Consider the following 13,989-nt stretch of genomic DNA (forward strand, 5'->3'; position numbering starts at 1 on the left):
GACACCCGGCACTGGATGAGACGACGGAATCGGCCGGGGCGTGCACCTGACGTACGAGTGACCTCGGTCACCGCGTTCATGCACACGGCGGGCGGGACGCCGCCGCCGTGCGGCGCGCGGCAGTCGGCCCTCTGGACGGCGTCCCGGCGGTCGGCTAGCTTCGCCCGCCATGAGGCGCATGGGGAGCACGCGGGGCACGGGACGCACGCGACGCACGGGCAGGCTGGTGGCGGCGGGGGTCGCGTGCGGGGCGGCGCTCGCCGCGCTGACCGTCCCCTCGGCGCAGGCCCTCGGGCAGCCGGGACGGCAGGGCGTGCACTGGGCGGCGAAAAACCCCGGCACCCCGCGGGTGCGCTTCCGGGGCCTCGCGGCCGTGGACCGGCGCACCGCCTGGCTGGCCGGCACCGCGGGCACCGTCCTGCTCACCCGCGACGGCGGCTCGACCTGGCGCGACGTCTCCCCGCCCGGCGCGGGCGGCCTGGAGTTCCGGGACGTCGAGGCCTTCGACGCCCGGCACGCGGTGGTGCTGGCCATCGGCGAGGGCGAGGCGTCCCGGGTGTACCGCACCGACGACGGCGGGACGACCTGGACCGAGTCCTTCCGCAACACCGACCCGAACGCGTTCTACGACTGCCTCGCCTTCTTCGACCGCCGCCACGGCCTCGCGCTGGGCGACCCGGTGGACGGCAGGTTCCGCGTCCTCGCCACCGACGACGGCGGCCGCTCCTGGCGGCTGCTGCCCGCGTCCGGCATGCCGCCCGCCCTGGACGGCGAGGCGGGCTTCGCGGCGAGCGGGCAGTGCCTGGTCACCTCCGGCAGCAGGGACGCCTGGGCGGCCACCGGCGGCGGCGCCCGCGCCCGCGTCCTGCACTCCGCCGACCGGGGCCTGACCTGGACCGCCGCCGACACCCCGGTCCCGGCCGGCGATCCGGCCCGCGGCGTCTTCGCCCTCGCGTTCCGCGACCGCGCCCACGGCCTCGCGGTCGGCGGCGACTACCGCGCGGACCAGCCCTCGCCCCGGGCCGCCGCCGTCACCGCCGACGGCGGCCGCAGCTGGCGGCCCGCCGCCACGCCCCCGCCCGGCTACCGCTCCGGGGTCGCCTGGCTCCCGCACAGCCGCTCGGCCGCGCTCGCCGTCGGGCCCACCGGCACCGATCTGACCATCGACGGCGGCCGGACCTGGCGCACCATCGACACCGGCTCGTACGACACCGTGTCCTGCACCCCCGACCTCGGCTGCTGGGCGGCGGGCGAGCAGGGCAGGGTGGCCCGGCTGGAACGGTGAGGTAGGAGCACCGCGAGCCGGGTACTCGTGCCGGCGTCACAGCGGAAAGGAGCGATCATGCCAGCCGGTTCCAGCCCCAAGCGCGAACGGCAGTACGAGCACATCAAGGAGAGCGCGCAGGACCGGGGCGAGAGCGAGGGACGCGCGAAGGAGATCGCCGCACGGACCGTCAACAAGGAACGCGCCCGCGCCGGCGAGTCGAAGACCGCCAGCCGCACCTCGACGCAGGACATGTCGTCCAGCAGGCGCGGCGGCCAGCGGTCGGGCAACCGGGTCGGCTCCCACGGCCCGACCCGCGACCAGCTGTACAACGAGGCGAGGCAGCGCGGCATCGAGGGCCGCTCGCACATGAACAAGGACGAGCTCCAGCGCGCGCTGAAGTCCAAGAAGGGCTGACGGCGGGAGCCGGGAAGGGCGGCTCAGCCGAGGGTCTGCCGGTACCGGGCCAGTTCCGGGGCCGTCTTGGTGGCGATGAACTCGGTGATCCGATAGGTGCACACCCCGCCCACGGTGAACGGGTCGCTCGCCACCACCTCCTCGACGCGGGCGCGGTCCTCGGCCATGGCCAGGATCACCCCGCCGTCGCGCGGCACCTTGCGGCCCGAGGCGAGGAAGACGCCCTTCTCGTACTGCTCCTCCAGCCACGCCACGTGCTCGGCGAGCAGGGCGTCCACGGCGTCGAGGGGCTTGGTGTAGGTCAGTTCCAGTACGAACATGATCGCGAGCCTACCCCGGCGCTCGCCGCCGGTGACAGGCGCTAGAGTCGGCCGTCATGACGACCCCCGGCATACCCCTGGCCCGGCCCGCGACCGAGGAGGAGGCCCGCGCGGTCCAGGACGAGCTGCGGGACCGGGTGGTGCTCGACGAGCCGGGGCCGCCGCCCGGTAGCGGCCGGGTGACCGGGGTCGACGTGGCGTACGACGACGAGCGCGACCTGGTCGCGGCGGCGGCCGTCGTCCTGGACGCCGCCACCCTGGAGGTGGTGGCCGAGGCCACCGCCGTCGGCCCGGTGTCCTTCCCCTATGTGCCCGGACTGCTCGCCTTCCGGGAGATCCCCACGGTGCTGGCCGCCCTCGACGCCCTGCCGTGCCCACCCGGCCTGGTGGTGTGCGACGGCTACGGACTGGCCCACCCGCGCCGCTTCGGCCTGGCGAGCCACCTCGGCGTGCTCACCGGCCTGCCCACCATCGGCGTCGCCAAGAACCCGTTCACCTTCACCCACGAGGATCCCGCCGCCGCCCGGGGCAGTTCCACGCCGCTGCTCGCCGGCGCCGAGGAGGTCGGCCGGGCTCTGCGCACCCGGGACCGGGTCAAGCCGGTCTTCGTCTCGGTCGGCCACCGGGTGAGCCTGGACAACGCCGTGGCGCACACCCTGGCCCTCACCCCGGCCTACCGCCTCCCCGAGACCACCCGGCGCGCCGACGCCCTGTGCCGCCGGGCCCTGCGGGAGGCGACGGCGGCTCCGGCCGCTCAGCAGGCGGTGACCCGCCAGGCGCCGACCTCCTGATACCCGGAGTCGTACACGGCCGAGCCGTCGCCCGGCTCCAGCGGGTAGTGGTGCAGACTGCCGCCCCAGTAGCGCAGGATCCGCCCCAGTTCGGCGGCCCGCTCCCGAGCCGGGGCGTTCTCGTCCACGGTCACTTCGAGCACGAACTTCACGATTGCCGCGCCTCCTCGGGCTCCACCGGTCCAGGTCTCCATCGTCTCATTGACGCGCCCTGTGAGACTTCGGCGACGACGGGCACGGAAGGCTCGCCCCGCACGGGCCGGAAGTCTCAAACCGGGGTAGAGGTGCCGGGCACACCGGCCGGCTACCGCCGCGCCACCACCCGGAACCCGATCCCCGCGGCCCGCAGCCGCCCGGTGAGCGCGTCGCCCATCGCCTGCGCCGTGGTCACCTGGCCGGACGTCGGCGGGAGGTCGTCGAAGACGAGGCACAGCGCCGCCTCGGCGAACATCTTCGCGGTCTCGTCGTAGCCGGGGTCGCCGCCCGCCACCTCGGTGAGGACGCGGCGCCCGCCGCCCTCGCCGACGAAGCGCACCCTGAACCAGCTCCTCGCCCGCCGCTGCGCGCTCGGCCCCTCACCCGGCCGCAGCCGGTCGGACAACCAGCGGCGGACGGGCGGCAGTTGGGAGGCCGCCGCGAGCGCGCCGACGGCGGCGACCCCGCCGAGCGCGACCGGCAGACGCCGGACGGCGGCGAAGTGCCGGTAGCGGAAGTCGGGGCCGTAGCGCTCCAGGGCCCGCGCCGAACGGCGCACGATCCGCGGGTCGACGGTGGGCAGCGGCAGCGCCCACGCGCCGACCTCCGGGGCGAACCGCGGCGCCCCGGTCGGTGCGCTCACCCGGCGCCCGGGCGACCGGGGCTCGTGCCGGGCCCGTTCGCGGGCGGCGGCCGCCAACCGCCGTCCCCGCGCGAGCTGGTCGAGCGCCGAGGCCAGGGTGCCGCCGGAGAAGGCCGCGTGGGCCGTCACATAGCCGTCCACCCGCAGCGGCACGCCCTCGGGCAGCTGCCGCACCGTGAAGTACACGCCCAGGTCGTGGGGTACGGAGTCGAAGCCGCAGGCGTGCACCAGGCGCGCGCCGGTCTCCCGCGCGCGGGCGTCGTGCCGTACGTACACCAGGTCCACGAACTCCGGCTCGCCGGTGAGGTCCAGATAGTCGGTCCCGGTGTCGGCGCAGGCGGCCACCAGTTCCTCGCCGTACCGCAGGTAGGGGCCCACGGTGGTGGCCACCACCCGCGCCCGCCCGGCCAGCTCGCGCACGGCGGCCGGGTCGGACGCGTCGGCGCGCAGCACACCGATGTCCGCGCCGCCGGGCAGCGCCGCGCGCAGCCGCCGCAGCCTGGCCTCGTCGCGGCCGGCCACCGCCCAGCGCAGCTCCTTGGGCGCGTGCGCGGCCAGATACCGCGCGGTCAGGGCGCCGACGAAGCCGGTGGCACCGTAGAGCACCAGGTCATAGGGACGATCCGTGCTGTCCGGTCCGTTCATGCCACCCCTTGGTCGTGCAGCCCGCGCCGCCGTCGGCGGCCGCGGCTAGCGTGAGATCCGCGCGCTCCCCGGGCCGGGTGGCCCCGGCCGGACGGGCACTTGGCTAAGCGCTTGCTCGTTCAGGTCTTGTGCCGGATGGAACGCGTTCCTAGCATCACCGGTGTTACATCAGTTGTGTCACACACTTGGGGGACGGCATGAGCACCGCAGCGCGGGGCCCGCTCCACGGCGTGCGCGTGGTGGAACTGGCCGGCATCGGGCCGGGCCCGTTCGCCGCCATGCTGCTGGCCGACCTCGGCGCCGACGTGGTCCGTGTGGACCGCCCCGGCGGCCCCAGCCTCGGCATCGACCCCGCCCACGACGTCACCAACCGCAACAAGCGCTCGGTGGTGGTCGACCTCAAGTCCCCGGACGGCGCCGCCCGCGTCCTGGACCTCGCCGAGCGCGCCGACGTCCTCGTCGAGGGCTACCGCCCGGGCGTCGCCGAACGCCTCGGCGTCGGCCCGGCCGAGTGCCACGCCCGCAACCCCCGCCTGGTGTACGGCCGGATGACCGGCTGGGGCCAGGACGGCCCCCTCGCCGAGCGCGCGGGCCACGACGTGTCGTACATCGCCGTCACCGGAGCCCTCGGCCTGATCGGGCGCCCCGGCGAACCCCCGGCCGTGCCCGCCAACCTCCTCGGCGACTACGCGGGCGGCTCGCTCTACCTGGTCGTCGGCGTCCTCGCCGCGCTGCACCACGCGCGCGCCACCGGTACCGGCCAGGTCGTGGACGCCGCCATCGTGGACGGCACCGCCCATCTGTCCGCGATGATCCACGGCATGCTCTCCGCCGGCGCCTGGCAGGACCGGCGCGGCGCCAACCTCCTCGACGGCGGCTGCCCCTACTACGGCACCTACGAGACCGCCGACGGCGGACACATGGCCGTCGGCGCCCTGGAGGACCGGTTCTCCGAGCAGTTCCTGCGCCTGCTGGACCTGCCGGACCTGCTGGACGCGCGCGGCGACCTCAGCCGCTGGGACGAACTGCGCACCCGGATCGCCGACCGCTTCCGCACCCGCACCCGCGCGCAGTGGACCGCCGTCTTCGAGGGCACCGACGCCTGCGTGGCCCCCGTACTCTCGCTGCGCGAGGCCCCGCACCACCCGCACCTGGCCGCCCGCGGCACCTTCACCGCGCACGCGGGCCTCACCCAGCCGGCCCCCGCGCCCCGCTTCTCCGCCACCCCCGCCACCGTCCGCACCGGCCCGGCGCTGCCCGGCGCCGACACGGAGGCCGTGGCCCGCGACTGGGACGTACCCGCACTCGCCGACGGCGACCGGCCCGCCCCGGCCGCCGACCGGGCCCACCGACCCGACGATGACCGAACCCCGCCCGGCCGACCCTCCCGAAAGGCACACCAGTGAGCACCGAAGCGTACGTGTACGACGCGATCCGCACCCCGCGCGGCCGCGGCAAGGCGAACGGCGCCCTGCACGGCACCAAGCCCATCGACCTGGTCGTCGGCCTCATCCACGAGATCCGCGACCGCTTCCCCGACCTGGACCCGGCCGCCGTCGACGACATCGTGCTCGGCGTCGTCGGCCCCGTCGGCGACCAGGGCTCCGACATCGCCCGGATCGCCGCCGTCGCCGCCGGGCTGCCGGACACCGTGGCGGGCGTACAGGAGAACCGCTTCTGCGCCTCGGGCCTCGAAGCCGTCAACCTGGCCGCCGCCAAGATCCGCTCGGGCTGGGAGGACCTGGTCCTCGCGGGCGGCGTGGAGTCCATGTCCCGGGTGCCGATGGCCTCCGACGGCGGTGCCTGGTTCAACGACCCGATGACCAACCTGGCCGTGAACTTCGTGCCCCAGGGCATCGGCGCCGACCTGATCGCCACCATCGAGGGCTTCAGCCGCCGGGACGTGGACGAGTACGCGGCCCTGTCCCAGGAGCGCGCCGCCACCGCCTGGAAGGAGGGCCGCTTCGCCCGCTCGGTCGTCCCCGTCAAGGACCGCGCCGGACTGGTCGTCCTCGACCACGACGAGCACCCGCGCCCCGGCACCACCGCCGACTCCCTCGCGGGCCTCAAGCCGTCCTTCGCGGACATCGGCGAACTCGGCGGCTTCGACGCCGTGGCGCTCCAGAAGTACCACTGGGTGGAGAAGATCGACCACGTCCACCACGCGGGCAACTCCTCCGGCATCGTGGACGGCGCCGCGCTGGTCGCGATCGGCTCCAAGGAGGTCGGCGAGCGCTACGGCCTCACCCCGCGCGCCCGGATCGTCTCCGCCGCCGTCTCCGGCTCCGAGCCCACCATCATGCTCACCGGCCCGGCCCCCGCCACCCGCAAGGCCCTCGCCAAGGCGGGCCTGACCATCGACGACATCGACCTGGTCGAGATCAACGAGGCGTTCGCCGCCGTCGTGCTGCGCTTCGTCAAGGACATGGGCATCCCGCTGGACAAGGTCAACGTCAACGGCGGCGCCATCGCGCTGGGCCACCCGCTCGGCGCGACCGGCGCCATGATCCTCGGCACCCTCGTGGACGAACTGGAGCGCCAGGACAAGCGCTACGGCCTCGCCACCCTGTGCGTGGGCGGCGGCATGGGCATCGCCACCATCATCGAGCGCATCTGAACTCCCCGCGGAAACAAGCCACTTCAACGGAGACGACTCACATGACCGAGAGCACCACCATCCGCTGGGAGCAGGACGACACCGGTGTCGTGACCCTGGTCCTGGACGACCCCGACCAGTCCGCGAACACCATGAACCAGGCCTTCCGGGCCTCCATCACGGCGATCGCCGCGCGCGCGGAGGCCGAGAAGGACTCCATCCGGGGCATCGTCTACACCTCCGCCAAGAAGACCTTCTTCGCCGGCGGCGACCTCAAGGACATGATCAAGGCCGGCCCCCGGGACGCCCAGGACGTCTTCGACGCCGCGACCGAGATCAAGGCCGCGCTGCGCCGCATCGAGACCCTCGGCAAGCCGGTCGTCGCCGCCATCAACGGCGCGGCCCTGGGCGGCGGTTACGAGATCGCGCTCGCCTCCCACCACCGCATCGCGCTGGACGCCCCCGGCTCCAGGATCGGCCTGCCCGAGGTCACCCTCGGCCTGCTGCCCGCGGGCGGCGGCGTCACTCGCACCGTGCGCCTGATGGGCATCACCAACGCGCTGCTGAAGGTGCTGCTCCAGGGCACCCAGTACAACCCGCGGCGCGCCCTGGAGAACGGGCTGGTCCACGAGGTGGCCGAGACCCGCGAGGAGATGCTGGCCAAGGCGCGCGCCTTCATCGACGCCCACCCCGAGTCCCGGCAGCCCTGGGACGTGCCGGGCCATCGGATCCCCGGCGGCACCCCGGCCAACCCGAAGTTCGCCGCCAACCTGCCCGCCTTCCCCGCCAACCTGCGCAAGCAGACGAACGGCGCCCCCTACCCGGCGCCGCGCCGCATCATGGCCGCGGCCGTCGAGGGCGCCCAGGTCGACTTCGAGACCGCGAGCACCATCGAGACCCGCTACTTCACCGAGCTGGTCACCGGGCAGACCGCCAAGAACATGATCCAGGCGTTCTTCTTCGACCTCCAGGCGGTCAACTCCGGCGCCAACCGGCCGAAGGACGTCGAGCCCCGCCAGGTCCGCAGGGTCGCGGTGCTCGGCGCGGGCATGATGGGCGCCGGCATCGCCTACTCCTGCGCCCGCGCGGGCATCGAGGTCGTCCTCAAAGACGTCTCTCTGGAGGCCGCGCTCAAGGGCAAGGGCTACTCCGAGAAGCTGTGCGCCAAGGCCGTCGCCAAGGGCCGCACCAGCCAGGAGAAGGCGGACGCGCTGCTCGCCCGGATCACCCCCACCGGTGACGCCGCCGACCTCGCGGGCTGCGACGCGGTGATCGAGGCGGTCTTCGAGGACACGGCGCTCAAGCACAAGGTCTTCCAGGAGATCGAGTCGGTCGTGGCGCCCGACGCCCTCCTGTGCTCCAACACCTCCACGCTCCCCATCACCACCCTCGCCGAGGGCGTGCAGCGCCAGGCCGACTTCATCGGGCTGCACTTCTTCTCGCCGGTCGACAAGATGCCGCTCGTCGAGATCATCAAGGGCGAGCGCACCGGCGACGAGGCCCTCGCCCGCGCCTTCGACCTCGTCCGGCAGATCAACAAGACCCCGATCGTCGTCAACGACTCGCGCGGCTTCTTCACCTCCCGGGTGATCGGCCACTTCATCAACGAGGGCGTCGCCATGGTCGGCGAGGGCATCGAGCCCGCCTCCGTGGAACAGGCCGCCGCCCAGGCCGGCTACCCGGCCAAGGTCCTCTCCCTGATGGACGAGCTGACCCTCACCCTGCCGCGCAAGATCCGCAACGAGACCAGGCGGGCCGTGGAGGAGGCCGGTGGCACCTGGGTCGCGCACCCGGCCGAGGCCGTCGTCGACCGCATGATCGACGAGTTCCAGCGCCCCGGCCGCAGCGGCGGCGCCGGCTTCTACGACTACGCCGAGGACGGCCGGCGCGCCGGGCTCTGGCCGGGCCTGCGGGAGCACTTCACCCGGCCCGGCCACGAGATCCCGTTCCGGGACATGCAGGAGCGCATGCTCTTCGCCGAGGCGCTGGACACCGTGCGGCTGCTGGAGGAAGGGGTGCTGACCTCCGTGGCCGACGCCAACATCGGCTCCATCCTCGGCATCGGCTTCCCCGGCTGGACCGGCGGCGTGCTCCAGTACATCAACGGCTACGACGGCGGTGCAGGGGGAGGCGTCGGCCTGCCCGGCTTCGTGGCCCGCGCCCGCGAACTCGCCGAGCGCTACGGCGACCGCTTCACCCCGCCCGCGCTGCTGGTGGAGAAGGCGGAGCGGGGGGAGCGCTTCACGGACTCAGCCCGCTCCTGATCCCCTGATCCACTCGCTCAGCTCTTCCCGCAGCGAGCGCTGGAAGGTCGTCAGCAGCGCCTGCACCACCAGCGGATGCATATGAGCCGACAGGTCCCGCACATCGCGGGTGTCCCGCTCGGCCACCTCGCCGCGGAAGAGCCGGGCGAGTTCATGGGCCGCGGCGCGCGAGTGCTCCAGCAGCACCTTGCGCGCCGCGAGGATCGCCTCCTGGGACAGCGGGACGTCCAGCAGTTCGAGCCCGAGCCGCAGCAGCCCGGAGTCGACGCGGAAGGCCCCCGCCTCGCCGTCCGCCACGAGGACGCCCATCGCCCCCAGGCGCTCCATGTCCCGCTCGGACAGCGCCCGCCCCGCCCGCCGCTCCAGCTCGGCGAGGGAGAGCGTCTCCACGGCGTCCGGCGCCCAGGACGCGACCACCGCCCGGTGGATCGCCAGATCGTGCGGGGACAGGTCGGACGGGAGCTGCCGCAGGTACCGCTCGATCGCCGCCAGCGTCATCCCCTGGCGCTGCAACTCCTCGATGAGCGCCAGCCGCGCCACGTGCCCGGCCCCGTACCGCCCCACCCGCCGGGGGCCGATCTCCGGCGGCGGCAGCAGTCCCTTGCTGCCGTAGAAGCGCACGGTCCGCACCGTCACCCCCGCCCGTGCGGCCAGCTCGTCGACGGTGAGGCTCATCTCCCCGGCATCGGTCGTCATGCGCAGCAGTATCGCTGTCACACCAGTGCTGTGAAACCCGTCGGCGGGTGACCGGCGGCAGGCCGCGCCGGGCCGGGCACCCGGCCCGGAGTCCGGTCGGTTCGTCCGTGTGTACGGTGTGGTGAACATCATGTGGACGCTGGGCGGATCGTGTGAGAAGTAACGCTCTGTGACTTGGATCACCGCCAAATGCGGGAACCGTCTGCGAAGCTGCTGGCTTGGTCTGTACCGCGACTCATCGGGGTGGTGCGGGCCGAGCCCTGCACGACCCCCGGACCCCCGTGGTCCGGGCGCACCAGGAAGTGGTACCACCCGTGAGCAAGGACGCCGTGGAATCGGCACAGGCCGCCACCCGTACCGGGGCGGTCCAGACGCCCTCGGACGCGGGCGACGCCGGTTACAGCAAGGACCTCAAGGCCCGCCATGTCAACATGATCGCCATCGGCGGCGCCATCGGCACGGGGCTCTTCCTCGGCGCCGGAGGCCGTCTGCACAACGCGGGCCCGGCGCTCGCCCTGGCCTATCTGGTCTGCGGCATCTTCGCCTTCTTCGTCGTGCGCGCCCTGGGCGAGCTGGTCCTGTACCGGCCCTCCTCCGGCTCCTTTGTGAGCTACGCGCGCGAGTTCCTCGGTGAGAAGGGCGCCTACGTCGCCGGCTGGATGTACTTCCTGAACTGGTCGACCACCGGCATCGCCGACATCACCGCGATCGCGCTGTACACGCACTACTGGAGCTTCTTCACGCCCATCCCGCAGTGGGTGCTGGCGCTGATCGCGCTCGCGGTGGTGCTCACCGTGAACCTGATCTCGGTGAAGATCTTCGGCGAGATGGAGTTCTGGTTCGCGATCATCAAGGTCGCCACCCTGGTGGGCTTCATGCTCATCGGCATCTTCCTGCTGGCCAGCCAGCACCACGTCGACGGCTACACCCCGGGCCTGAGCCTGATCAGCGACCACGGTGGCATCTTCCCGCACGGCCTGATGCCGGTCGTCCTCGTCATGCAGGGAGTGATCTTCGCGTACGCCGCGCTGGAGCTGGTCGGCGTCGCCGCGGGTGAGACCGAGCAGCCGGAGAAGGTCGTCCCGCGCGCGGTGAACTCGATCATGTGGCGGGTCGGCCTGTTCTACGTCGGCTCCGTCGTGCTCCTCGCCCTGCTGCTGCCGGGCTCGGTGTACTCCGCCGACCAGAGCCCCTTCGTGACGGTCCTGTCCAAGATCGGCGTCCCGGCGGCCGGCGACGTGATGAACCTCGTGGTGCTCACCGCCGCCATGTCCTCGCTGAACTCCGGCCTGTACTCCACCGGCCGCATCCTGCGCTCCATGGCCGTGGCGGGCTCCGCGCCCAAGTTCACCCGGGTGATGAGCCGCAGCCAGGTGCCCTACGGCGGCATCCTGCTGACCTGCGGCATCTGCGTGCTCGGCGTCGGCCTGAACTACCTGGTGCCCAGCCAGGCCTTCGAGATCGTGCTGAACGTCGCCTCGCTCGGCATCATCAGCACGTGGGTGATCATCATGATCTGCCACGCGATCTTCGTCCGCCGGGCCCGCGCGGGCCTGGTGACCCGGCCGCACTTCCAGCTGAAGTTCTCCCCGCTCACCGAGATCGCCACCATCGTCTTCCTGCTGGTCTGCCTCGGCATGATGTGGGACGACCACGAGGTCGGCCGCAAGACCCTGCTGCTCATCCCGGTGATCGCCGTCATGCTGGTCGCCGGCTGGTTCGGCGTCCGCCGCCGCGTGAACGCCGGCGCCGACCAGGAACCCTCCGCGCCGGTGAAGTAGCGGCCCGAGGCCACTGTCGGTGGCCACCCCTATGGTGGCGTCATGCCGGAGATCACGTTCGTCCGGGGTGACGCCACCACTCCGTCGGGCACATGCCCCGCATCGGCTGCGGTCTGGCCGGCGGCAAGTGGTCCCGCGTCGAGCCGCTCGTCACCGAGCGGCTGGTCGGACGGGGAATATCGGTCACGGTGTACGACCACGGTGACCACACCGGGAACCGAGCCGGCGGCCCCGCTCGCGCCGGCGGATGACGGCCACGGTACGACCCGCCCTGCCGGGCGGGGGACGTCCTCAACGCGACACGGGCCGTCCGGTCGGCGGCGCGGGCGCCACGGTCGTGCGTACCGCGTCGTCGTAGCGGCGCAGCACCAGCCGCGCGACCGACTCGTGTGCGCCGAGCGGCGGTGAGGTGACGCAGCCGCCCGCCGCGGCGGCCCGGCCGCCGAAGAAGCCGGGCGCCATCAGATAGCGGGCCACCGCGACCCGGTCGTGGCCGCGCCGCCGCAGCTCGGCCACCGCCTCGGCGGGGGTCGGCGCGCCGGCGCACAGGAACGACGGCACCACCGGGGAGCCGAGCCGTCGCGCCAGCAGCCGGGCCATCCGCGCGGTGTCCGCGTTGGCGCCCGGATCCGTCGACCCGGCCGCGGCCAGCACCACGGCGCCGCCGGGGGTCCAGCCCGCCTCCGCCAGCCGGTCGCCCAGGGCCTCGGCGAGCAGCGGGTGGGGCCCGAGGGCGCGCGCCACCCGGGCCCGCACGCCCGGGGCGGCCGCGAGCACCGCGGGGATGTCGACCCGCACGTGGTAACCGCCGCCGAGCAGCAGCGGCACCAGGACCGCCGGGGCGTCGAGCCCCGCCAGCACCTGCGCGAGCGGCGGCCGCACCAGGTCCAGCCAGCCCGTTTCGACCCGCAGTCCGGGCTGTGCGCGCCGTACGGCGTCGACGAGCCGCCCGATCGTCTGTTCGTGCTGCGGGCCCCGGCTGCCGTGCCCCACGGCGACGAGGACCGGGCGTTCCCCGAGGCTCTCGCGTGCCAGCTCCGGTATCCCGTTCATACCGTCACCGCCAGCCGGTAGCCGCGTTTGGGCACCGTGCGTATCAGCGCGGAGTGCGGGCCGAGCGCGGCGCGCAGCCGGGCGATCGCGGCCTCCACGGCGTGCTCGTCGGCGCGGTCCGCCAGCCAGGCGCGGCGCAGCAGCTCGGCGCGGCTGAGCACATGGCCCGGCCGGTCGGACAGGGCCCGCAGCACCGCGGCGAGCACCGGCGGCAGCGTGACCTGCATGTCGTCGGTGAGCACCGCGCTGCCCTGGAGCACCACCCGCCGGCCCTCGTACACCAGTTCCCGGCGCATCCTGGCCGGCAGCGCCTCGGCGAGGGTGCGCACCAGCGCGCCGAGCCGGCCGCGCTCCGGGCAGACCGGTTCGATGCCCAGCTCCAGCAGCGGCCGGGCGCACACCGGCCCCACGCACACCGCGAGCACGTCGTCGCGCAGGGCGGCGAGCACCTCGGCGCGCCGGTCGAAGCCGTCCGCGCCCGCCAGCAGCGCCTCGATCGCCTGGGCACTGGTGAAGGACAGGGCGTGCAGCTCGCGCCGGACGGTCAGCTCGACCAGGCGGCGCACCGCCTCCGGGTCGTCCGGCGGCCCCCAGCGGTAGACCGGCACCGCGATCACCTCGGCGCCGCGTTCGCGCAGCGCGGCGGCGAAGCCGTCCAGCGGCACCCCGTGCTCCTGCACGGCGATCCGGCGGCCCGCCAGCGGACGGGCGAGCAGCCAGGAGAGCAGCTCGTCGTTGGCCTCCGAGCGCGGCGAGAACGCCTCGTCCAGCCCGCTCGCCCGGACCGCGCCGGTCGCCTTGGGGCCACGGGAGAGCACCACCGCCGCGCGGCAGGCGGCGGCGAGCCGCGCGCCGGTGCCCCAGTCGTCGGCGGCGCTCATCCAGCAGCGCCAGCCCACCCCGGTGGTGGCGACGACGTAGTCGAGCGGCCCGGCGAGACAGCGTTCGGTGGCCTCGCGCAGCGCGGTGTCGTCGCCGAGCGGGACGAGGCGCATCATGGGCGCCTCGACCACCCGGGCGCCGCGCCGCTCCAGCAGCGCCGTGAGTTCCTCGCGGCGGCGCGTGGCGGTCACCCCGACCGTGAAGCCGGTCAGCGGACCGCCCCGCCGTGCCGCCGTGGTGTCTGTGCCGGTGCCCGTTGCCATGCCCTTCAACATCGACCGGCCGCGTTGCGAGCCGGTTGCCCGCACGTCACGGCGGCGTAAGCGGGCGTCCGCGCGCGTTACGGAAGATGTCGGGGACGTCACCCCGTACCGCCGGCGCTGTGAGACGGCCGTACCGCGGGCGCAACACGGCCGACCCGGCCGCGAAACCCGCCCCGGCG

General features: G+C 74.0%; 14 protein-coding genes. 8 read left to right on the forward strand and 6 right to left on the reverse strand.

Going from position 1 to position 13,989, the window contains the following annotated elements; all coding sequences use genetic code 11:
* The first annotated feature begins 178 nt into the window (after positions 1-178).
* On the forward strand, positions 179-1,285 hold the full coding sequence (locus ACSP97_RS29860) for a WD40/YVTN/BNR-like repeat-containing protein (protein WP_440555126.1): 1,107 nt from the start codon (positions 179-181) through the stop codon (positions 1,283-1,285).
* Between the two features lie 57 nt (positions 1,286-1,342).
* Positions 1,343-1,681 carry a plasmid stabilization protein gene (locus ACSP97_RS29865; RefSeq protein WP_146467289.1) on the forward strand — a complete coding sequence of 113 codons (339 nt, stop codon included), beginning with the start codon at positions 1,343-1,345 and terminating at the stop codon, positions 1,679-1,681.
* A 23-nt stretch (positions 1,682-1,704) separates the two neighbouring features.
* Here the strand turns inward: ACSP97_RS29865 and ACSP97_RS29870 are convergent, their stop codons facing one another.
* Positions 1,705-2,001, reverse strand: coding sequence for a YciI family protein (locus ACSP97_RS29870; RefSeq protein ID WP_358269616.1), 297 nt, complete (start codon positions 1,999-2,001; stop codon positions 1,705-1,707).
* Between the two features lie 56 nt (positions 2,002-2,057).
* Between ACSP97_RS29870 and ACSP97_RS29875 the strand changes: the two genes are divergently transcribed.
* A complete protein-coding gene (locus tag ACSP97_RS29875) occupies positions 2,058-2,792 on the forward strand; it encodes an endonuclease V (RefSeq protein WP_358269617.1) in 735 nt (244 codons plus the stop codon).
* Here ACSP97_RS29875 and ACSP97_RS29880 read toward each other — a convergent pair.
* Both ACSP97_RS29880 and ACSP97_RS29885 read right to left on the reverse strand, forming a co-directional pair.
* Positions 2,756-2,944 carry a hypothetical protein gene (locus tag ACSP97_RS29880; RefSeq protein ID WP_355152005.1) on the reverse strand — a complete coding sequence of 63 codons (189 nt, stop codon included), beginning with the start codon at positions 2,942-2,944 and terminating at the stop codon, positions 2,756-2,758. The genes ACSP97_RS29875 and ACSP97_RS29880 overlap by 37 nt on opposite strands.
* A gap of 152 nt (positions 2,945-3,096) precedes the next feature.
* Positions 3,097-4,275: a saccharopine dehydrogenase family protein gene (locus tag ACSP97_RS29885; protein ID WP_440555129.1), complete on the reverse strand. Its 1,179-nt coding sequence runs from the start codon at positions 4,273-4,275 to the stop codon at positions 3,097-3,099.
* Positions 4,276-4,472: 197 nt separating this feature from the next.
* Between ACSP97_RS29885 and ACSP97_RS29890 the strand changes: the two genes are divergently transcribed.
* The 3 genes from ACSP97_RS29890 to ACSP97_RS29900 are packed head-to-tail and all read left to right on the forward strand — an operon-like array spanning position 4,473 to position 9,135.
* On the forward strand, positions 4,473-5,681 hold the full coding sequence (locus tag ACSP97_RS29890; RefSeq protein ID WP_440555131.1) for a CaiB/BaiF CoA transferase family protein: 1,209 nt from the start codon (positions 4,473-4,475) through the stop codon (positions 5,679-5,681).
* Complete coding sequence (locus ACSP97_RS29895; protein ID WP_440555132.1) at positions 5,678-6,892, forward strand: acetyl-CoA C-acetyltransferase; 1,215 nt, start codon at positions 5,678-5,680, stop codon at positions 6,890-6,892. The genes ACSP97_RS29890 and ACSP97_RS29895 overlap by 4 nt, the downstream gene beginning before the upstream one ends.
* Positions 6,893-6,933: 41 nt before the next feature.
* Entirely contained in the window at positions 6,934-9,135 is a 2,202-nt protein-coding gene (locus ACSP97_RS29900; RefSeq protein ID WP_440555134.1) for a 3-hydroxyacyl-CoA dehydrogenase NAD-binding domain-containing protein, read from the forward strand.
* On the opposite strand, the gene ACSP97_RS29905 is transcribed toward ACSP97_RS29900, so the two are convergent.
* A complete protein-coding gene (locus tag ACSP97_RS29905) occupies positions 9,121-9,831 on the reverse strand; it encodes a MerR family transcriptional regulator (RefSeq protein WP_355532294.1) in 711 nt (236 codons plus the stop codon). The genes ACSP97_RS29900 and ACSP97_RS29905 overlap by 15 nt on opposite strands.
* Before the next feature lie 314 nt (positions 9,832-10,145).
* Here ACSP97_RS29905 and ACSP97_RS29910 point away from each other — a divergent pair, with 314 nt between their 5' ends.
* Positions 10,146-11,612: an amino acid permease gene (locus tag ACSP97_RS29910; RefSeq protein WP_355151999.1), complete on the forward strand. Its 1,467-nt coding sequence runs from the start codon at positions 10,146-10,148 to the stop codon at positions 11,610-11,612.
* 92 nt (positions 11,613-11,704) lie between these two features.
* Positions 11,705-11,863, forward strand: coding sequence for a hypothetical protein (locus tag ACSP97_RS29915; protein WP_440555137.1), 159 nt, complete (start codon positions 11,705-11,707; stop codon positions 11,861-11,863).
* 40 nt (positions 11,864-11,903) lie between these two features.
* Here the strand turns inward: ACSP97_RS29915 and ACSP97_RS29920 are convergent, their stop codons facing one another.
* Together ACSP97_RS29920 and ACSP97_RS29925 are read right to left on the reverse strand one after the other, a co-directional pair.
* On the reverse strand, positions 11,904-12,665 hold the full coding sequence (locus ACSP97_RS29920) for a sirohydrochlorin chelatase (RefSeq protein WP_440555139.1): 762 nt from the start codon (positions 12,663-12,665) through the stop codon (positions 11,904-11,906).
* The gene (locus ACSP97_RS29925) at positions 12,662-13,810 is read right to left on the reverse strand and encodes a uroporphyrinogen-III synthase (protein WP_355151996.1); all 1,149 of its coding nucleotides are present in this window, start codon (positions 13,808-13,810) and stop codon (positions 12,662-12,664) included. Before ACSP97_RS29925 ends, ACSP97_RS29920 begins: the two co-directional genes overlap by 4 nt.
* Between the last annotated feature and the right edge of the window lie 179 nt (positions 13,811-13,989).

Source organism: Streptomyces sp. SCPE 10 (genome assembly GCF_051980735.1).
In the GTDB taxonomy this organism is placed as follows: Bacteria; Actinomycetota; Actinomycetes; order Streptomycetales; family Streptomycetaceae; genus Streptomyces; species Streptomyces misionensis.

Coding starts and splice junctions, on each gene's coding strand:
- ACSP97_RS29865 (WP_146467289.1), top strand. CDS start 1,343: ATGCCAGCCGGTTCCAGCCCCAAGCGCGAACGGCAGTACGAGCACATC.
- ACSP97_RS29915 (WP_440555137.1), top strand. CDS start 11,705: ATGCCCCGCATCGGCTGCGGTCTGGCCGGCGGCAAGTGGTCCCGCGTC.
- ACSP97_RS29885 (WP_440555129.1), bottom strand. CDS start 4,275: ATGAACGGACCGGACAGCACGGATCGTCCCTATGACCTGGTGCTCTAC.
- ACSP97_RS29920 (WP_440555139.1), bottom strand. CDS start 12,665: ATGAACGGGATACCGGAGCTGGCACGCGAGAGCCTCGGGGAACGCCCG.
- ACSP97_RS29925 (WP_355151996.1), bottom strand. CDS start 13,810: ATGGCAACGGGCACCGGCACAGACACCACGGCGGCACGGCGGGGCGGT.
- ACSP97_RS29905 (WP_355532294.1), bottom strand. CDS start 9,831: ATGACGACCGATGCCGGGGAGATGAGCCTCACCGTCGACGAGCTGGCC.
- ACSP97_RS29900 (WP_440555134.1), top strand. CDS start 6,934: ATGACCGAGAGCACCACCATCCGCTGGGAGCAGGACGACACCGGTGTC.
- ACSP97_RS29890 (WP_440555131.1), top strand. CDS start 4,473: ATGAGCACCGCAGCGCGGGGCCCGCTCCACGGCGTGCGCGTGGTGGAA.
- ACSP97_RS29870 (WP_358269616.1), bottom strand. CDS start 2,001: ATGTTCGTACTGGAACTGACCTACACCAAGCCCCTCGACGCCGTGGAC.
- ACSP97_RS29860 (WP_440555126.1), top strand. CDS start 179: ATGGGGAGCACGCGGGGCACGGGACGCACGCGACGCACGGGCAGGCTG.
- ACSP97_RS29875 (WP_358269617.1), top strand. CDS start 2,058: ATGACGACCCCCGGCATACCCCTGGCCCGGCCCGCGACCGAGGAGGAG.